Annotated in this window: 15 protein-coding genes and 1 riboswitch; of the genes, 7 read left to right on the top strand and 8 right to left on the bottom strand. The window is 64.2% G+C overall.

Annotated features, from left to right (window positions below; all coding sequences use genetic code 11):
• Positions 1 to 8 precede the first annotated feature (8 nt).
• On the bottom strand, positions 9 to 896 hold the full coding sequence (locus tag PQQ86_RS28635) for a LysR substrate-binding domain-containing protein (RefSeq protein ID WP_408274657.1): 888 nt from the start codon (positions 894 to 896) through the stop codon (positions 9 to 11).
• Between the two features lie 184 nt (positions 897 to 1,080).
• On the opposite strand from PQQ86_RS28635, the gene speB reads away from it, so the two are divergent.
• Positions 1,081 to 2,067, top strand: a complete 987-nt coding sequence (gene speB, locus PQQ86_RS28630) for an agmatinase (protein ID WP_408274655.1) — start codon at positions 1,081 to 1,083, stop codon at positions 2,065 to 2,067.
• A 44-nt stretch (positions 2,068 to 2,111) separates the two neighbouring features.
• Positions 2,112 to 3,227, top strand: coding sequence for a polyamine ABC transporter substrate-binding protein (locus PQQ86_RS28625; protein WP_408274653.1), 1,116 nt, complete (start codon positions 2,112 to 2,114; stop codon positions 3,225 to 3,227).
• A gap of 28 nt (positions 3,228 to 3,255) precedes the next feature.
• On the opposite strand, the gene cobM is transcribed toward PQQ86_RS28625, so the two are convergent.
• Genes cobM through cbiE form a run of 4 tightly spaced genes read right to left on the bottom strand, consistent with a single transcriptional unit; the run spans position 3,256 to position 7,179 of the window.
• On the bottom strand, positions 3,256 to 3,984 hold the full coding sequence (gene cobM, locus PQQ86_RS28620; protein ID WP_408274651.1) for a precorrin-4 C(11)-methyltransferase: 729 nt from the start codon (positions 3,982 to 3,984) through the stop codon (positions 3,256 to 3,258).
• Positions 3,985 to 4,034: 50 nt separating this feature from the next.
• A complete protein-coding gene (locus tag PQQ86_RS28615; RefSeq protein ID WP_408274648.1) occupies positions 4,035 to 4,757 on the bottom strand; it encodes a cobalt-precorrin-6A reductase in 723 nt (240 codons plus the stop codon).
• Complete coding sequence (locus tag PQQ86_RS28610) at positions 4,754 to 5,842, bottom strand: cobalt-precorrin-5B (C(1))-methyltransferase (protein WP_408274645.1); 1,089 nt, start codon at positions 5,840 to 5,842, stop codon at positions 4,754 to 4,756. Before PQQ86_RS28610 ends, PQQ86_RS28615 begins: the two co-directional genes overlap by 4 nt.
• The gene (gene cbiE / locus PQQ86_RS28605) at positions 5,842 to 7,179 is read right to left on the bottom strand and encodes a precorrin-6y C5,15-methyltransferase (decarboxylating) subunit CbiE (protein WP_408274642.1); all 1,338 of its coding nucleotides are present in this window, start codon (positions 7,177 to 7,179) and stop codon (positions 5,842 to 5,844) included. Before cbiE ends, PQQ86_RS28610 begins: the two co-directional genes overlap by 1 nt.
• 84 nt (positions 7,180 to 7,263) lie before the next feature.
• Positions 7,264 to 7,442, top strand: a riboswitch (cobalamin riboswitch).
• Between the two features lie 84 nt (positions 7,443 to 7,526).
• Here cbiE and cobG point away from each other — a divergent pair.
• The 4 genes from cobG to cobJ are packed head-to-tail and all read left to right on the top strand — an operon-like array spanning position 7,527 to position 12,275.
• Positions 7,527 to 9,128 carry a precorrin-3B synthase gene (gene cobG, locus PQQ86_RS28600; protein WP_408274639.1) on the top strand — a complete coding sequence of 534 codons (1,602 nt, stop codon included), beginning with the start codon at positions 7,527 to 7,529 and terminating at the stop codon, positions 9,126 to 9,128.
• Positions 9,121 to 9,747: a precorrin-8X methylmutase gene (locus PQQ86_RS28595; protein WP_408274637.1), complete on the top strand. Its 627-nt coding sequence runs from the start codon at positions 9,121 to 9,123 to the stop codon at positions 9,745 to 9,747. Before cobG ends, PQQ86_RS28595 begins: the two co-directional genes overlap by 8 nt.
• Positions 9,748 to 10,479 carry a precorrin-2 C(20)-methyltransferase gene (locus PQQ86_RS28590; protein ID WP_408274634.1) on the top strand — a complete coding sequence of 244 codons (732 nt, stop codon included), beginning with the start codon at positions 9,748 to 9,750 and terminating at the stop codon, positions 10,477 to 10,479.
• The gene (gene cobJ, locus PQQ86_RS28585; RefSeq protein ID WP_408274631.1) at positions 10,467 to 12,275 is read left to right on the top strand and encodes a precorrin-3B C(17)-methyltransferase; all 1,809 of its coding nucleotides are present in this window, start codon (positions 10,467 to 10,469) and stop codon (positions 12,273 to 12,275) included. The genes PQQ86_RS28590 and cobJ overlap by 13 nt, the downstream gene beginning before the upstream one ends.
• Positions 12,276 to 12,285: 10 nt before the next feature.
• On the opposite strand, the gene PQQ86_RS28580 is transcribed toward cobJ, so the two are convergent.
• The 3 genes from PQQ86_RS28580 to PQQ86_RS28570 are packed head-to-tail and all read right to left on the bottom strand — an operon-like array spanning position 12,286 to position 16,922.
• Positions 12,286 to 13,113: an alpha/beta hydrolase gene (locus PQQ86_RS28580; protein WP_408274628.1), complete on the bottom strand. Its 828-nt coding sequence runs from the start codon at positions 13,111 to 13,113 to the stop codon at positions 12,286 to 12,288.
• Between the two features lie 45 nt (positions 13,114 to 13,158).
• Positions 13,159 to 15,783: an AAA family ATPase gene (locus tag PQQ86_RS28575; RefSeq protein ID WP_408274626.1), complete on the bottom strand. Its 2,625-nt coding sequence runs from the start codon at positions 15,781 to 15,783 to the stop codon at positions 13,159 to 13,161.
• Positions 15,780 to 16,922 (bottom strand): metallophosphoesterase family protein, encoded by a 1,143-nt coding sequence (locus PQQ86_RS28570; protein ID WP_408274623.1) that lies wholly within the window; start codon positions 16,920 to 16,922, stop codon positions 15,780 to 15,782. The genes PQQ86_RS28575 and PQQ86_RS28570 overlap by 4 nt, the downstream gene beginning before the upstream one ends.
• A 195-nt stretch (positions 16,923 to 17,117) precedes the next feature.
• Here PQQ86_RS28570 and PQQ86_RS28565 point away from each other — a divergent pair, with 195 nt between their 5' ends.
• Positions 17,118 to 18,398 (top strand): DUF445 domain-containing protein, encoded by a 1,281-nt coding sequence (locus PQQ86_RS28565; RefSeq protein ID WP_408274620.1) that lies wholly within the window; start codon positions 17,118 to 17,120, stop codon positions 18,396 to 18,398.
• Positions 18,399 to 18,464 lie beyond the last annotated feature (66 nt).

The raw sequence follows: 18,464 nt of genomic DNA, 5'->3' as shown, positions 1-18,464 counted from the left end.
GCCACGCCTCAACCACCGTCCCGACAGAGCCTCACCATCCACGCATAAACCGCATCCACCGCAGCGGAGCGCGCCGGTTGGGCGGAGCGCATCAGCCAGAGCGGCGCGAGCGCGAAGCCCGGTACCTGCGGCATGACCTCGACGCGTCCGCTCGTCAATGCATCGCCGGCGGTAAGCCGGGACACCATCGCGATGCCCGCTTCCTGCTCGGCGGCCGCCACAAGGATGCGGGGGTCGTCGACTGTCATCGCGCGCCGCGTGCGCAAACCGCCGCGCCTTAACTCAGGCAACCACGGGGCCCACTCCGGACGCTGCTCGAGCACCAGCAAAGGCGCCTGCGTCAACACCTCGGGAAAGGGCATCGAACGCAGACGGCGCGCGGTCACAGGTCCGCAGATAGCGACCGCCTGCTCGTCGAGCAAAGGCTCGCAGATCACTTCCGGCGTGCGGATCTCCTTCGCGGAAACGATCAGGTCGACATCGACACGATCGATCTCGTTGACCTCGTCCCCGGTAACGAGCCAGATCTCGATGTTCGGCATTGCCTCCGTAAACGCCGGCATGCGCGGCATGATCCAGCCTGTCGCGAACTGCAGCGCGCAATAGATGATCACGGAATCGGGGTTGCCATACGGCTCGATGCGATCGCGCCCATCCGCGAGGGTCGTCATCGCCGACGTCACGGTCTGCGCAAATAGCAAACCGGCCGCGGTCAGCGCGACGCCGCGCCCAATCCGCCGGAATAGCGGCACCCCGGCCCACTCCTCGAGTTGCTGGATCTGATGGCTGATCGCCGACTGGGTCAGCGCGAGTTCTTGCGCCGCGCGCGTGAAGCTGCCGACGCGCGCGGCGGCGTCGAAAGCGAGCAAAGCCTGCAGAGGGGGAAGTCTACGCATCGGATCGCCGCGGTCAGGGAAGATATTAGAAATATCGATACTTCCAGCAAAAATCTTCGCTTTTCGCCGGAATATTGCCTCGCAATCATAGCGCCAGTTGGCCTTCACACGTCTCATGCTGTTTCTACAGACATGAGAAATATTTGTGTGACGGCGCTCATTGAAACTGACCGGACCGACGTGTATGACCCTGAACCTGAACGCTTTGCACCCTGCCTCGACCGCCCCTGCCGCGGGCACTGACGCGGCCGGCCAACCCCTTGCGCCCACCTACGCCGGCGTGCTGTCCTTCATGCGCCGGCCCTACACGCGCGATCTCACCGGCGTCGACGTCGCCGTATCGGGCATTCCGCTCGATCTCGCGACCACCTTCCGTCCCGGCACGCGTTTCGGCCCGGCGGGCATGCGTGCCGCCTCGGTGCAACTGGCCGAACTCGGCGCGTTTCCGTGGGGCGTCGACCCGTTCGATCATCTGAACGTGGTCGACTACGGCGACTGCTGGTTCGACGCCCACAACCCGCTCGGCATCCGCGACGCGATCATCGCCCACGCTCGCGAAATTCTCGCCACGGGCACCCGCATGCTGACGCTCGGCGGCGACCACTACATCACCTATCCGCTGCTGGTCGCTCACGCTGAAAAGTACGGTAAGCCGTTGAGCCTGATCCATTTCGACGCGCATTGCGACACGTGGCCGGACGACAACCCCGATTCGCTGAACCACGGCACGATGTTCTACAAGGCGATCCGTGAAGGGTTGATCGATCCCGCGCGCTCGGTGCAGATCGGTATTCGCACCTGGAACGAGGACTTCATGGGCGTGCGCATTCTCGACGCGCCGTGGGTCCATCGCAATGGCACACAGGCGACCATCGACGAAGTGCTGTCGATCGTCGGCGATGCGCCCACCTACCTCACCTTCGACATCGACTGTCTCGATCCGGCCTTCGCACCCGGTACGGGCACGCCGGTGGCGGGCGGCCTGAGCTCGGCACAGGCGCTGGAAATCGTTCGCGCGCTGGGCGCCGTGAATCTGGTCGGCGCGGACGTGGTGGAAGTGTCGCCGCCCTACGACCACAGCGACGTCACCGCGCTCGCCGCAGCCCACCTTGCCGCCGACATGCTGTGCCTGATGCGCAATCAGAAGCTGCAACGCCATCAGCGTATGTAAGGCCGCGACCGCTCTGTTGAATGAATCCTCTCTGGACGACCATCATGCCCCACACCTTCATGAAGCCCAGGCCGACCGCGTCGCTGCTGGCAGCGCTGTTGTTCTGCGCGTTCGGCACTTCCTCGCACGCCGACGAAAAGCAGCTCAATCTGTACAACTGGGCCGACTACATCGCGAAAGACACCGTGCCGAACTTCGAGAAAGAGTCCGGCATTCACGTGCAATACGATGTCTACGACGGCGACGAAACCTTGCAGGCGAAGCTGCTGACGGGTTCTACGGGCTACGACGTCGTGGTGCCGACTTCGAACTTTCTCGCCAAGCAGATCGAAGCCGGCATCTACCAGAAACTCGACAAATCGAAACTGCCGAACCTGGTGAACCTCGACCGCAATCTGCTCAAGCTGGTCGCCGATGCGGACCCGGGCAATCAGTACGCCGTGCCGTGGGCATGGGGCACCACGGGGCTCGGCTATAACGTTACGCGAGTCAAGAAAATTCTCGGCAACGATGCGCCGCTCGATAGCTGGGACATCCTCTTCAAGCCCGAGTATCTGAGCAAGCTGAAGAGTTGCGGCGTGTCCATACTCGACGCGCCGAGCGATGTGTTCGCGGTGACGTTGCACTATCTCGGGCGCGATCCGAGCAGCGTGAATCCGGCCGACTACCAGGCCGCGTACGACGCACTGAAGAAAATCCGTCCGTACATCACGCAGTTCAACGCGACGAGCTATATCAACGATCTTGCGGGCGACGACATCTGTTTTGCTTTGAGCTGGTCGGGTGACGTGTCGATGGCGAGCCATCGTGCGCGCGAAGCCAACAAGAGTTACGAGGTCAAATACTTTATTCCTCAAGGTGGTGCGCCGATCTGGTTCGACATGATGGCGATCCCCAAAGATGCGCCGCATCCGGAGGCGGCGCTCAACTGGATCAACTACATCGAGCGCCCCGAGGTTCATGCCGGGATCACCAATGAGGTGTTCTATCCGAATGCGGACGCCGCCGCGCGCAAATTCGTGCGGCCGGAAATTCTCAACGATCCGACCGTGTACCCGCCTGAGTCCGTGCTGAAAACGCTGTTTCTGCTCAAGCCCCTGCCCGCCCAGATCAAACGTCTGGAAAGCAGGCTCTGGGCACAGTTGAAGTCAGGGGGCTAAGGAATCGGCTGAATCGGCGGTGTGCGGGTCAGCCGCCTTTCGCGTACAACGTCGACTCCGCGAATCCTTCAGCCGCCAGCACCTGCCCCACCAGGATCAGCGCAGTCCGCTCAATGTTCGTGGACTGCACTTTGCCGACGATATCGTCGAGCGTGCCGATGATTTTTTCTTCATCCGGCCAGCTGGCGCGATAGATCACCGCGATCGGACACGCGCCGCCGTAATGCGGCCGTAATTCATCGACAATGCGTGCAAGATGGCGCACGCCGAGGTGAATCGCCATCGTCGCGCGATGTTTCGCGAGGTCGCCGAGTTGTTCGCCTTCCGGCATCGTTGTTTTGCTTGCGAAGCGCGTGAGGATCAGCGTCTGCGAAATGTTGGGCAACGTGAGTTCGCAACCGAGTGTGGCCGCGCATGCCGCGGTCGCCGTTACGCCCGGTACGATCTCGTAGGGTATGTCGAGTTCGCGGAGTCTGCGAATCTGCTCGCCGATCGCGCCATACAAGGACGGGTCGCCGGAATGCACGCGCGCCACGTCCTGGCCTTTGTCGTGTGCGGCCTTGAGTAAGGCGACGATCTGGTCGAGGTCGAGCTCGGCGGTATTGACGACCTGCTCCGCGCTATGCCCCTCGAGCACGGCGGCCGGCACCAGCGAGCCGGCGTACAGGATCACCGGGCAGCCGCGCACAAGGCGTTGCCCTTTCACCGTGATCAGTTCCGGGTCGCCGGGACCCGCGCCGATAAAAAACACCGTCATTCACTACTCCATGATTCGTTTGGCCGGCATGGCATGCATGCATGCGCCGTTTAACCTGAGACTTGCAATGCTTCCAGCAAGTCGGCCACGTTTGCAAACTCGCGATCGACTGCGGGCAATGCAGGGCGCCGCAGCATGACCACCGGCAAGCCGCGTTCGCGCGCGACTTCGAGTTTCGCTTCGGTGGCGCTGCCGCCGCTGTTTTTGCTGACGACGACATCGAATGCTTCCGCACTGAATAGCGCTCGCTCGCATTCGAGTGTAAACGGCCCGCGTGTCGCCAGAATCCGCGCACGTGGATTGGCTTCGTGTGCGTCGAGGCAGCGTACCGTCCAGAATTGCTGCGACGGGATTTCGTCGAGATGCGCGAGCGGTTCGCGTCCGAGCGTGAACAGGGGTCGATTGAATGAAGCGAGCGCGGCCGTGAGTTCGGCCCAATCGTCGACCATGCGCCAGTCGTCGCCGGCTTGCGGCTGCCATCCCGCGCGACGCAGCGCCCAGCACGGTATGCGCGCCGCACTGCTCGCTTTCGCGGCATTCGCGCTGATCTGCGCGGCGTACGGATGTGTCGCGTCGATCACGAGGCTAACGCGTTGGTCCTCGATATAGCGCGCCAACCCTTCGCTGCCGCCGAAGCCGCCCACGCGCACCTCGCAGGATAAATCGTCCGGCACCTTGCCGAGGCCCGCAAGACTGTACACATGCTCGGGGCCGAGCTGCCTGGCAATCCGCAAAGCGTCGCCTGTGCCACCGAGCAGCAGGATCCGCATCATTGGGCCGCTCCGATCAGATTGCCGAGGCGGTCGATCGCGAACATTTCGACCGCGACCTGCGGCGGCACGATATCGCGCGCAACAGCTAGCGCGTGACGGCAGACGATATCGCCGAGCGGCACATGTTGCGCGTGCGCCAACGCGACCGCCTGCTGGCTCGTATTGGCGGCGAGGATCGCTGCCCGTAACGCGTCGTCGGCGCCATACTCGGCGGCCCACGTTGCGAGCCGTTCAAGATCGATGCTCGAATTGCGGCTATGCAGATCGAGGTGCCCGGCTGCCAGTTTGCTGAGTTTGCCGAAACCGCCGCACACGCTCAGGCGCTCGACCGGCGCACGCTTCATATGCTTGAGCACCGCGCCGACGAAGTCGCCCATTTCGATCAGCGCGATGTCCGGCAGACCGTAATGCGCGCGCATCGCGTCTTCGCTTGCATTGCCGGTGCAGGCCGCGAGATGCAGGTAGCCGTTCGCACGCGCGACGTCGATACCCTGATGAATCGATGCGATATAGGCCGAGCACGAGAACGGCCGCACGATGCCGGTGGTGCCGAGAATCGACAGGCCGCCGAGAATGCCGAGGCGCGGGTTCATCGTTTTCAGTGCGAGTGCTTCGCCGCCTTCGACGCCGATCGTCACTTCGAAGCCGCCCGCGTATCCGTGTTCCGCTGCGAGCTCGGTCAGATGTTCGGTCATCATCTTGCGCGGTACGGGATTGATTGCCGGTTCACCGACGGGCAGCGTGAGGCCGGCGCGCGTCACCGTGCCAACGCCTGGCCCTGCGCGGAATGTCACGCCCGGTTCGGCAAGCAAGCGCACGCGGGCGAATACGATCGCGCCGTGCGTCACGTCGGGGTCGTCGCCAGCGTCTTTTACTGTGCCGGCTTCCGCGCCATCGGTGGTCCGGCGGCAGAACACCAGTGGCATCGGCACACGCCGGCCCTTCGGCAACACGATCTCCGCGACCTCGCTGACGACACCCGCGAGCAACAGACGCGCGGCCGCGAGCGACGTCGCGGTGGCGCAACTGCCGGTCGTGTAGCCGCTACGCAGCGGTGCGGGTTGTTCGGGCGTTTCTTCGCGCATTACGGGTGGCGTGGTGAGGCGGCTGAACTGGTGGACGTGCTGGATATGGCGCTCTTGCTTGAGGTGCCGTTTGTGCCGTTTGTGCCATTCGTACCGTGCGCGGTATTCGTGCTGGAAGGGCCGCTCGTGCTGCTGGCCAGCTTCGTGACCTCCAGCAGCGTGATCGGCAGCGCCTGGCGCCACGTATCGAAGCCACCGAGCGGCTGTGCGTCGGCCAGCGCGATGCGGGTCAACGTGCCGCCGTGTTGCTCACGCCACGCTGCTAGCGCTGCCTCCCCTTGCAAAGTGACGGCATTGGCAACCAGCCTCCCGCCGTCACGCAGACGCGCCCAGCATGCGTCGAGCACGCCCGGCACCGTCACGCCACCGCCGATGAACACGGCATCCGGCACAGCCAAGCCCTCCAGCGCTTCAGGCGCGCGGCCGGCCACCAGTTGCAAACCCGGCACGCCCAACGCATCGCGATTGTGCTCGATGAAACGCTGCCGCTCCGCGTGCCCTTCGATCGCGATCGCGCGGCAGGTCGGGTGCGCGCGCATCCATTCGATACCGATCGAGCCGCTGCCCGCGCCCACGTCCCATAGCAATTCGCCGGGCGTCGGCGCGAGGCGCGCCAGCGTGATCGCGCGGACGTCGCGCTTGGTCAACTGACCGTCGTGGCGAAAGGCGTCGTCGGGCAAGCCGATGGTCAGCGGCAAACGCGGCGCGCCTTCCGTTGCACGGCATTCAAGCGCGATCAGGTTCAACGCCGCCACTTCTCCTGCGGGCCACTGGTCCGCGCGGCCATCTATGCACCGTTCAAGATCTCCGCCCAGATGTTCCAGCACGGTCATCCGGGTCGCGCCGAAACCGCGCGCATTCAGTAGTTCGGCCAGTGCAGCGGGTGTACGCCCGTCTGCACTCAGCACGAAGACGCGCGCGCCGTCGTGCAAATGAGCATTCAGCGTAGGCAACGGGCGTCCCACCAGCGAAACCGTGGCGACATCCTGCAACGGCCAGCCAAGCCGCGCGGCCGCCAGCGACAGCGACGAGGGCGCGGGCAGCACCCGCAACTCACCTGCCGGCAACTGCCGCGCGAGAGTCGCGCCTACGCCGAACAGCATCGGGTCCCCGCTCGCCAGCACACACACAGGGCCGCCACGCTCCGCCAGCAAAGGCGCGAGATCGAACGGCTTCGGCCATGCCGCACGGCGCGCGGCGAGGCGCACGGGCAGCATCGCCAGATGACGTTCGCCGCCATAAACCACCGACGCTTCCAGCAAAGCGCGTCGCGCGGGCCTCCCCAAGCCGGCGAAGCCGTCATCGCCTATGCCCACCACGGTCAGCCACGCCGGCATGCATCCATCCTCTTTCTGTATCTTCAAATAATGCGCTGTGCCACGCCGATCAAAGCGTCCAGCCTCGTTGTGCTGTTCGAAAAAAGGCATAATACAGCCGCCGGTGCCCTTCGGGGCCGAAGAGGGAACACAGTGTCGCTGTGGCTGCCCCCGCAACTGTATGCAGCGAGTCCGCCTGCGCTCCGCGCCACTGGTTCGACCGGGAAGGCCGCGGCGGACCATGACCTGCCAGCCAGGAGACCTGCCGGCCAGACTGTTCGTGCCAGCCTACATCGGGCGGGGTGTACCGATGCCGTAGCAATGGCCGCTGTGCGGCTTGCTCGGGCCGTCGCGCGACGCTCAACCCGGTGTCCGTCTTGAATCAAGCTTCGCCCTCCACTGCTTTGCCTGACCCGGCTCTCGCGCTGCGGCCCTCGGCGTGCCCGGGGCTGCTGCGCATCGTCGCCGCGCGCGATGGCGGGATCTGCCGGATCAAATTGCCCGGCGGCGAGCTGAGCGCGGCGCAGGCCGCGGTGATCGCCGAAGTCAGCGAGCGGCATGCGGCGGGCGTAGTCGATCTGACCAATCGTGCGAATCTGCAGGTGCGTGGCGTGCGAAGCGGGCATGAAACGGCGTTGATCGCGGCGCTGGTCGATGCGGGGCTTGGACCGATTTCGGCGGGCGGTGCAGCGGATGCTGACAGCTTGCTGCTCGCGACCTCGGCGGATACTTCTGACGCGTCTCGATTCGGCGCAGCGGATGTCTCAACTACGCGACCGTCGACCGCACAGCAAGCGCCTGGCCCGATATCGGCGTCCGCTGCGGACGATGTGCGCAATGTGATGGTGAGCCCGACTGCCGGACGCGATCCATTTGCGCTGTTCGATACGAGGCCGCTCAGTGCCGAACTGCTCACCTTGCTGCAATCAGAAGCGCGTTTCGCGGCGCTATCGCCCAAATTCGCGCTACTGCTCGATGGTGGTGAGCGTCTTGCGAGGCTCGATCATCCGCACGATGTCTGGCTGGCGGCGACGCAGGCGGAAGATGGTGTGCGATTTGTGTTTGGATTCGCGGGTTGTCCGCCAGCTCTGGCGAACGCCGATGCCGATGCCGATGCCTTCCTGCATGTCGCGCGTACCGGCTCGCATGGCTCCGTTGACCATCCTCATCCGAATTACGCCGGCGCTCTCGCCGCAGTGCTGCCTTCTCAAGTCACAGGCCTTGTTCGTGCACTGCTGCACACGTTCCTCGATCTGGCCGCGCCAGATGCCACGCGCATGCGTCACCTGCTCGCCACGCATCCTGTCGACACGCTATTGCAGCACGCTCAAACGTACGTTGATTTCCCGCTGTCACGCGACACATCGCTTGCAGACTGGCAACGGCCCACGCGCGCCGATGTCATGCTTCGACTCGGCGCGCACGCACAGCGAGTCGTGGGAATGATGCACGTAGGCGGCCAACCGCCGCTCGGACGCCTCGACGCCGCGACCTTGCGCGGCCTCGCCACGCTCTCGCAGCAGCAAGGCAACGGCACGTTGCGCATGACGCCCTGGCAAAGCGTATTGCTGCCCGATATCGCTGCCGATGCCGCGCCCGCCGTGCTCGCTGAAATGCACGCGCTAGGCCTCGCCTGCGATCCCGCGCAGCCTACTACGCACTTGATCGCCTGCGCCGGTTCGACAGGCTGCGCAAAAAGCCTCGCCGACACCAAAGCCGACGCGTTACTTCTAGTGGATCGCTTACCCGACGGTGTCGATGTTCATCTGAGCGGCTGTCCGCGCTCATGCGCCGCCGCACATTGCGCGCCGTACACGCTGCTCGCCGCGGCGCCCGGCATCTACGACCTTTATCGCCGCGACGGCCAGCCGGGTTTCGGCTCGTGCGTCGCGCACCAACTCACGATCGAACAGGCCGCCGACATGCTCGACCCATTGTCACACCCGGCCCGGAGCCCCTCAGATGCTTGATTACATTCGCGACGGTCAGGAGATCTATCGCCAATCCTTCGCGACGATACGTGCGGAGGCGGATCTGTCGCGCATCCCCGTCGACCTCGAGAAACTCGCGGTGCGCGTGATCCACGCCTGCGGCATGGTCGACGTCGTTGAAGATCTTCAGTTTTCCGAAGGCGCAGGCGCCGCGGGCCGTACGGCGCTGGCACAAGGCGCGCCGATTCTGTGCGACGCCGGCATGGTGGCGCAAGGCATCACGCGCGCGCGACTGCCCGCGAACAACGACGTGATCTGCACGCTCACCCATCAGGACGTGCCCGCGCTTGCGCGCGAACTCGGCAATACGCGCTCGGCCGCCGCGCTCGAATTGTGGCGGCCGCAGCTGGCAGGCAGCGTCGTCGTGATCGGCAACGCGCCGACCGCCCTCTTTCATCTGCTCGACATGCTCGATGCCGGCGCGCCGAAACCCGCGCTGATCCTCGGTTTTCCGGTCGGCTTTGTCGGCGCGGCCGAATCGAAAGCGATGCTGGCCGAAGACAGCCGCGGCGTGCCCTTCGTCGTGGTTCACGGTCGACGGGGCGGCAGCGCGATGGCCGCCGCTGCCGTGAACGCGCTGGCGACGGAGGTCGAGTAAATGACGGTACAAGGACGTTTATTCGGACTGGGCGTCGGCCCCGGCGACCCGGAACTCATCACGCTGAAAGCGCTGCGTTTGCTGAAAGCGGCACCCGTGGTCGCGTATTTCGTCGCGAAGGGTAAAAAGGGCAACGCCTTCGGCATCATCGAGGCGCATCTGCATGACGCTCAACAGCATCTGCCGCTCGTTTATCCCGTCACGACCGAAGCGCTCGAACCGCCGCTTTCGTATGAGGCGATCATTGCCGACTTCTACGACACCGCTGCGGAGGTCGTCGCCGGGCATCTCGACGCGGGCCGCGACGTCGCGGTGATTTGCGAAGGCGATCCGTTTTTCTACGGCTCGTATATGTATTTGCACGACCGCCTCGCGGCGCGTTTCGAGGCCGAAGTCGTGCCCGGCGTGTGCTCGATGCTCGGCGGTGCAGCGGTGCTCGGCTCGCCGCTGGTGTATCGCAATCAGAGTCTGTCGGTGCTCTCCGGCGTGTTGCCTGAATACGAACTGCGTCGGCGTCTCGCCGATGCCGACGCTGCGGTCATCATGAAACTGGGCCGCAATTTTGATAAGGTGCGGCGCGTGCTCGGCGAACTGGGGCTCGCGCATCGTGCGCTCTATGTCGAACGCGCGACCATGGGCAATCAGCGCATCGTGCCGCTTGACGAGGTCGATCCGATGGCATCGCCGTATTTTTCGCTGCTCGTGGTGCCGGGGGAAAAATGGCAAGGTTGACGCCACCCGCGATCGTGATTCTCGGTGCGAGCGCGTTGGAGACCGCGCGGCGTATCCAGATGCTGTATGCAGGCTGCCAGGTTCATGCCTTGCAGGGGCGAGTCGAGGCTGACGTCTCGTACACGGAACTCCGCGCGCATCTGTGTGATCTGTATGCACGCGGCACGCCGATCATCGCGTTATGCGCCGCCGGGATCGTGATTCGTTGCGTCGCGCCGTTGTTGTCGAACAAGGGTGTCGAACCGCCTGTGCTGGCCGTTGCAGAAGATGGCAGTGCGGTCGTGCCCCTGCTCGGCGGACTTGCCGGTGTCAACGTGATGGCTCGCGAGATTGCCGCTGCGTTGAACGTGCCGCCCGCGATTACGACGAGTGGCGAATTGCGCTTCGGTACGTGCGTGCTCAATCCGCCTGAGGGCTATGTGCTTGCCGATATAACGCAAGGTAAGCGCTTCGTGTCAGATCTGCTGGCGGGTGAAAGCACGCGCATCGAAGGTGAAGCGCCGTGGCTCGATGACGCGCAATTGCCGCGCTCGAAATCGGCACGTCTCGCGATCCGCGTGACGCCGCGTGCATGGGATGGGCGGGATGATGAGTTGGTGATTCACCCGCGGAGTGTGGTGGCGGCGGTGACTGTTCCGGGTGCGGATGCCGGCGCCGCTGCCGGTGCGCATTCCAGTACGGATACGGACCTCGGCGCAAATTCCAGTGCTGATGCGCTGACGGCTTCCGGCGCGCGAATCGCCGCGCTGGTACACGAGGCATTGGACGCGCACGGTCTTGCACCGCTTTCGCTCACAGCATTGCTGGTTCCTTCCGAACACATGGCGAACCCGGCGCTCGCCAATGCCGCCGCGAGCCTGAACGTGCCGCTGCGTTTTGCCCAGGCGGGCCCGGAGGACGGCGAGCCGCCGAGCAATTTGCTGCATGCCGCGCTACGCGTCCCATATCAAACCTTGCATGACGACGCAGACGCAGGAGTCGCACTCGCGTTGGCCGCGCTGGCCATCGACCCGGACACGATTGGCCGTACACGCGGCCGCTTGACCGTGATCGGCCTCGGCCCCGGCAGCGCGGACCTGATGGTGCCTGCCGCTCGAACGGCGTTAAACGAAGCCACCGATATTCTCGGCTACGAAACCTACGTGAAAATGGCCGGCCCCTTGCGTGCCGACCAGCGCGTACACGGCACGGACAATCGCGAAGAGATGCAGCGGGCACGCCATGCGTTCGAACTCGCGAGCACGGGACGTTCTGTGGTGATGGTGTCCTCGGGCGATCCCGGCGTGTTTGCCATGGCGGCCGCGGTGCTTGAGGCGCTCGAAGAAGGCGCTTCGACGAACGCTGACTGGCGAGCCGTGCAACTTGCCATCGTGCCGGGGGTGTCCGCGGCCATGGCAACCGCGGCGCAAGCGGGCGCGCCGTTGGGCCATGACTTCTGCATGCTGTCGCTATCCGACAATCTGAAACCGTGGACCATCATCGAAAAGCGCCTTCGGCATGCGGCCGAAGCGGATCTGGTGATGGCTTTCTATAACCCGATCTCTCGCGCACGGCCGTGGCAGTTGGATAAAGCGTTGGACATCGTGCGTGAATATCGCGCTGCCGCGACGAAAGTGGTGCTCGGCCGCGATATCGGCAGACCGGGCAGCACGCTGCGCACGATCACGCTCGGTGAACTGCGTTCGTCGGATGTGGACATGCGCACGATGGTGATCGTAGGGTCGTCGACGACACGTGCGTTTGCTAACGGCGTCGATGGTGGTGAGTGGGTTTACACGCCGCGGTGGTATGAGTGAGCGCGGCGCATTATTTTCGCCTCATCCCCCTCACCAACGCCTCCATTTGCACCCCATCGGCCCGCGCGAGGTCCTCAAGAATCGTAAAGTGATTACACCCGGCGAGCGGCACAAACTCCACCTGCTCGCCCGCTTGTCGACACGCCGCCACATATTCCTCTGAATGCCGAACCAGCTCTGGCAACTCGGCCGTGCCGACGCTGACAGTCATCGGCACACCTTTGCCGATGTGCCGCATCGGGCTGTAAGCGCCGATCTCTGCCTGCGTTAGCTGCAGCTTCTCGTTGAGCCATGACATCGCAATCGGCTCCAGGTCCACCAATGCGCTGATCGGCATGGCGTGCACGACAGACTCGTGTGCGCGATAAAGCGCACTCAACTGCCCGCCCGCAGAATGCCCCGCAAGGCAAACCGGACCACGCGTGCCGAGCCCATCGTGATCAGCGGCCAGCGCCGCCAGCAACGCATCGATTTCGCCGACGATCTGCGTCATCGACGCCTCCGGCGCCAACGTGTATTCCGCGAGCACAACATTAAAGCCGCACCCCAGCGGGCCACTGGCGACGAACGCAAAATCCTCTTTGCTGCGCGCCTGCCAATAGCCACCGTGTATGAACACAAAAATAGGCGCGTCAGGCTTTCCGCACGGAAACCAGTCGAAACGTTGCCGGGGCAGCGGGCCGTACGCCACATCACGCCTGCACGGCGCAGCCGCATACAGCGCCGCGCTGCGCGCCTGAAAGCCGAGCATGCGCTCAGCGACGTCGGCCACCGCTGCCACGTTGTCGTAGGCTGCACGCAGCGCCGCTTGATCCATGCCGCGATAAAGTTGAGTCATGACGTTCCCGAGTCATTCACCGAAATCAAAGCGTCGCAAGACGCCCTATGCCGCCACCTTCAAATCCTCAATCGCCCGCTGCCTGACGCCCAGATCGTCCCAGAGCTCCGGATGGCACGTGAATACCAGAATCTGGTGCCGCGTAGCCGCATCGATCAGCGCCCGCTTGATCGCGTCGCGTCGCGTCGCATCGGTATGCACGGCTGCATCGTCGAGCATTAGCAGGGTGGGTCGACCCGACGCCTTCAATAGATCCGCATAGGCGAGCCGCGTCAGAATACCGAGCTGCTCCCGCGTGCCAAAGCTCAACGCATCGAGCGTATCCGCGCGGCCATAACGATCCAGCGTCGCCGGACTCAGATCGTCGCCGAGCGCAATCGTCGACTGCGGGAAAATTCGCTTCAGATAGTGCCCGAGCCGCTCGGTCAACGGCGCACGCAGTTGCGCCACCGCCGCATCACGTTCGTCGACAAGCACCTCATCGAGCAGACTCAAAGCGCTTGCTCGCAAGCTGAGTTCTTCCTTACGCCGCGTGGCCTGTTCCACCGACGCCTTCACCGTCGCAAGACGCTCTCCCAACCCGGACGCGCCGACCGTCTCAAGCTGACTGCGCAACTCAGCGATCCGCAGTTGCCGCGTGTGCTGCTCGTTACGCGCGAGTTCCGCCGACGCACGATAGCGCTTCGCCTCAGCTGCCGGATCGTCAAGGCGCGCAGCTTCCAGTTCGCGCGCTCGTCCTTCAAGCTGTTTCTTCAACGCCTCGACCTGCACGCGCTGCTCAACGATTTTCGTCTGCCACTGCGCGCGGTTGCGGCAGAACGCCTCGTCGCCCAGTTGCGCTTCCTTGCGTTGGAGTTGCGCGGCGAGCGATTCCGTCGTGGCCGTAGCGGTCGACCGCTTCTCCGCCGCTTGCGCCAATACATTTCTGGCGGCGTCCAGCGCATCACGTGCGATGTCGGCGTTGCGGCGAGCCTCGTCGAGCGGTGGCGCGGCGGAGACATCGGGCAAGGCTGCGAGCCGTCCGTTGGCCGATTGCAATCGCGCATCCGCCGAAGCCAACGCAGCGCGCAGCGCGTCGATACCCTGCGGCGCATGCACCTCGAGAATCTTCGCCTGGCTTTTCTGCTGCGCGACCAGCATCTTCCACTGCTCGTGCCGGGCCTCGGCCTCACCCAGCGACGCCACGCCCAGCGTCTGCAACAGCTGCGCATGCTGGGCTTCGAGCGACGCCAACTCGGACAATCGCGCCGACAGATCGGAAACGCCCGGAATCACGCGCAACTCGCCGAGCTCGCCAAGACCGATCAGTTTCTCCTCGTCGAGCCGCAGCACGCCCTCGCCGCTCACCTTCGCATCGCCGACGGTGATCGCGCCGTTCAACCGGTATTCGATCCGCGTCATCGCCGCCTCGGTCCGCGCACGCAGCACGGTCAATTCCGCATCGAGCGATTGGAGCCGCTTCAATTGCGCTCCGTCGATCTCGAGCGCGGCCGCTGCGCGCGTCGCCTCCAACACGGCCTCGTTCGCCTTGCCGGCGGCTGCGATCGACGCTTCGAGCCGCTCGCTCTCGGTGCGGTGCAGAGCGATCTGACTGCGCAAATCGCCCGCGGTTACCGCGGCGTTCGCCAGTTCGTACGCGCGGTTGGCATCGGCACAAGCCTGTTCAAATTTCGCCACGCTCGCCTGAGCCTGCGCATGTTCGTTCTGAACCGCCGAAACATTGGCTCGTGCGGCGTCGAGTTGCTGCCGCTCGCGTGCAACGGCGGCTTCGAGTTCAGTCGCCGCCTGTTCCTGCTGTAACGAAAGCGCTAACTCTGCGTCCTTCAACTGCAGCGATTGCGAGAGCCCCTGAAGACTGCGTTCGAGTTCTGCCGCGGCATCGGCGCGCTGTTGCGCCTGCATGGCCTTCTGCTCATGAAGCTCCCAGGGGCGCTTGCGTTGCGCGTCGTCGAAGGCTTCCTGCTGCGTGGCAAGCCGCACGATGTTCTCGTCGAACTGCTGGCGCTGCTGCTCCAGCTCGTCGCGCTCTTCGATTAGCGCCGCCAACGCCTGCTCGGCCTCGGCCAATGGGCCGGTGGACTTCTGCGTACGCGCCGTGAGCAGTTGCCGGAGTTCGCGCTGCACCGCCGAGATCAGCGCATCCTCACCCGCCGATTCATTGCCCCCGGACAGTTGCGACAACGCATCGCGCAGATACTGCGCAGCATGTCCCGTTGAATCGCGCATCTCCTGCGTGCCGCCTTGTTGCACCCACAACAAACCGGGGACGCCGGCGTTTTCCGCCTTTAGCGGCCCACGTGCAGCGCGCGAAAAACCGAGCAGCGCGGCGAGCTTGTCTTCCGCTTCGTCCTCGCCGAACACCGCCTGACCGATCTTCAATTCGCAGCGCTGCCGGGTGACGAACTGCTTCGACAACCTGCATGCCGTGCCGTCCATGTCGAATGTCACTTCAACCGACGGCTGCCCGCTCGCCTTGCCCCAAGGCAGCAGGTCTTTCAGATGCGAAGCCTTGTAGCGTTCGAGAAACACCGCCCGCACGGCTTCGGCGATCGTGCTCTTGCCCGCCTCGTTCGGGCCGGTGAACAGATTGAGTCCGGGCTGCAGATCGTCGATGACGAGCCGTCCGGTGAACTGCTTGAACTCCTGAATCGCGATGCTTTCCAGCTTCATGTGGACCTCGCTTCGCGCGGCAGTTCACGTTGAAAACGCGCCAGAAGCAATAACGCCTCCGCCGCGCGCTTGACCTGTTGCGGGTCGGACTGCGGGTCTTCCTGCAAGCTTCGCAGACGCGCCACCACCTTCGCGAGGTAGCCGCTCTGCGCGCCGAGTTCGGCGAGGTCGTCGGCGGTGGGCAGCACCTGCAGGCCACTCAGATCGACGCGTAGCGCACGCACCCGCGCACGGGCTTCTTCCACCGCGACGTGAATGGCTTCGGCCCCGGCCAGCGCGGTCGAGCCGCTTACGGTCACCCGCAGCACGTCGTGACTGCCTAACGCGCTGAGGCGCAGTTTGAGCGAATCGACGTCGGTCGATACCGAGATCGCCTCCTCCCAACGATGCCATTGATATTTACCGACCCGCACTGCTTCAACTGCCGGCACGGCGCCTGGCTCGGCCAGCGTGACGTCGAGCATGAAGCCCGGATCGTTGGCGCGGAAACGGTCCTGCTCGTGCGTGCCGGCATACCAGGTGCGTTCGTCGACGCGCAAGTGACCGTGCCAGTCGCCGAGCGCGAGATAGTCCAGACGCGCGCTCGCTGCACGCGTCGGGGCGATCGGATTTGACGAATCGATGCCCTCCTGCAGAATCCCGCTCACGCTGCCATGCGCGAGTCCGATACGGTGATAGCCGGGCGGCGTCTCCGTCGTGTCGAAGAAGCCCGTCGTGTCGTCGTAAGTGATGCGTTGCGTGAGCGGTGCGCAGAGCAACGCGCACTGGCAGGCGTCGAGCGTCACCACGCCGGGCTCGAGCACCAGCCGTACGTTCGGTGCGACGCAGTTCAGTCGCTGCGCGCGGGTCCACACGCTCTCGACCAGCGCGGCATCGTGATTGCCCGGCAGCATGATCCAGGGCCCGGAGAACGCTTGCAGCGCGCCGAACAAGCGGCGGATCACTGTGTCCGAGACGGTCTGCAGGTCGAATACGTCGCCGGCGACCAGCACGGCGTCGACCTTGCGCGCCGCCGCCTCCTCAGCGATCCGGCGCACGGTCTCGAAGCGCGCTTCCGCGAGATGCGCGGCCTCGTCCGGCTCGAACTGGCCGAATTGCGTGCCTATCTGCCAGTCTGCGGTGTGCAGAAACCTGATCACTGTGCCTCCATTCCGTTCATTTGCATCGTCACTCAATGTTCATTCGGCGCTCATGTTACCGCGCCTGCGGGTCAAAGAATGTCCGAGGGCCGCGCCACACGGCAGGAACAGCGGCGCTACACTCGCGTTTCTGGACCAGCACGCCAACCGCACCGCACCATTCCAATCGGATAGAACCCCGCTGCCCTGCTGCCGATGAACAAAGAAACCGAACTGAAGAAGGCCAAGCGCACCCCGCTACTGCTGCTGGCGGCCGCCGCCTGCGTTTTCCTCGTGACCGCCTTCATGCCGCGCGGCCTCTGGGTGGACGGCATCAAAGCGGTGGCCGAGGCCGCCATGGTCGGCGCGCTCGCCGACTGGTTCGCCGTGGTCGCGCTGTTTCGCCGCGTGCCGATCCCGATCGTCTCCGCGCACACCGCGATCATTCCGAAGAACAAGCACAAGATCGCGGACAACCTCGCGGTGTTCGTGCAGGACAAATTTCTGGACGTGCCGTCGCTGGTCGGGCTGATCCAGAAACACGACCCGGCGCAAAGCATCACCGGCTGGCTGACGAAACCGGCCAATACCGCGCGGCTGGGCGATTACGTGGTCAAACTGACGGGCGGCATCCTCGAACTGACCGACGACGTGCGCATCCAGGTCTTCATCAAGGACGCCTTGCGCGATGTGCTGGCCAAAGTCGATCTGTCGCAATCCATGGGCTCGATTCTCGACACGCTCACCAAAGACGGCCGTCACCAGGAACTGCTCGACGCCGGCATCGAGCAGGTCGTGGCGCTGTTACGCGAACCGCAGGCGCGCGAGTTTATCGCTGAGCGCATCGTCGAATGGGTGAAGAGCGAATATCCGAAGATGGAGATGATCCTGCCGTCTGCGTGGCTCGGCGAAAAAGGCGCCGAGGCGATCGCCAATGCGGTGAACCGGATGCTCGAACAGATCAGCGAGAACCCTGCCCATCAGCTGCGCCAGAAATTCGACGACGCGGCGCAGAAGCTGATCGTCAAACTCAAGAGCGATCCGGCATTCCTGCAGAAAGGCGAGGAACTGAAGCGTTATCTGGTGGAAGGTGAGGCACTCAGCACGTACGTGAAGGACATGTGGGGTGAATTGCGCGCATGGCTCAAACGCGATCTGCAAAGCAGCGATTCGGCCCTGCACGCCCGGGTGTTGGCGATGGGCCAGTGGGTAGGCCGCGAACTGGCACACGACCCCGCGCTGCGTCAGTCGCTCAACGACCACCTGGAAGAAGCGGCGCGCGCCATGGCGCCGGATTTTGCCCAGTTCCTCACGCGCCACATCAGCGATACAGTGAAGAACTGGGACGCACGCGAAATGTCACGGCAAATCGAGTTGAACATCGGTAAGGATCTGCAGTACATCCGCATCAACGGGACGATTGTGGGCGGCTTTATCGGCTTGCTGCTGTATGCAAGCTCACAGCTGTTCGAGCTGTTGCGTTTGCACATGGGCTAAGGGATACGGCCGCCGCACTACAAAGCGCCTACAATCCGGGCATATGAATTGCTCGGGCGCTTTAAC

It is taken from the genome of Paraburkholderia sediminicola (assembly GCF_046026675.1).
Lineage (GTDB): Bacteria > Pseudomonadota > Gammaproteobacteria > Burkholderiales > Burkholderiaceae > Paraburkholderia > Paraburkholderia sediminicola_F.
This window is presented reverse-complemented; position numbering and strand designations above follow the sequence as displayed.

Coding starts and splice junctions, on each gene's coding strand:
- PQQ86_RS28575 (WP_408274626.1), bottom strand. CDS start 15,783: ATGAAGCTGGAAAGCATCGCGATTCAGGAGTTCAAGCAGTTCACCGGA.
- cobM (WP_408274651.1), bottom strand. CDS start 3,984: ATGACGGTGTTTTTTATCGGCGCGGGTCCCGGCGACCCGGAACTGATC.
- PQQ86_RS28595 (WP_408274637.1), top strand. CDS start 9,121: ATGCTTGATTACATTCGCGACGGTCAGGAGATCTATCGCCAATCCTTC.
- PQQ86_RS28590 (WP_408274634.1), top strand. CDS start 9,748: ATGACGGTACAAGGACGTTTATTCGGACTGGGCGTCGGCCCCGGCGAC.
- PQQ86_RS28625 (WP_408274653.1), top strand. CDS start 2,112: ATGCCCCACACCTTCATGAAGCCCAGGCCGACCGCGTCGCTGCTGGCA.
- PQQ86_RS28610 (WP_408274645.1), bottom strand. CDS start 5,842: ATGCGCGAAGAAACGCCCGAACAACCCGCACCGCTGCGTAGCGGCTAC.
- cobJ (WP_408274631.1), top strand. CDS start 10,467: ATGGCAAGGTTGACGCCACCCGCGATCGTGATTCTCGGTGCGAGCGCG.
- PQQ86_RS28615 (WP_408274648.1), bottom strand. CDS start 4,757: ATGATGCGGATCCTGCTGCTCGGTGGCACAGGCGACGCTTTGCGGATT.
- PQQ86_RS28580 (WP_408274628.1), bottom strand. CDS start 13,113: ATGACTCAACTTTATCGCGGCATGGATCAAGCGGCGCTGCGTGCAGCC.
- speB (WP_408274655.1), top strand. CDS start 1,081: ATGACCCTGAACCTGAACGCTTTGCACCCTGCCTCGACCGCCCCTGCC.
- PQQ86_RS28635 (WP_408274657.1), bottom strand. CDS start 896: ATGCGTAGACTTCCCCCTCTGCAGGCTTTGCTCGCTTTCGACGCCGCC.
- PQQ86_RS28565 (WP_408274620.1), top strand. CDS start 17,118: ATGAACAAAGAAACCGAACTGAAGAAGGCCAAGCGCACCCCGCTACTG.
- cbiE (WP_408274642.1), bottom strand. CDS start 7,179: ATGCCGGCGTGGCTGACCGTGGTGGGCATAGGCGATGACGGCTTCGCC.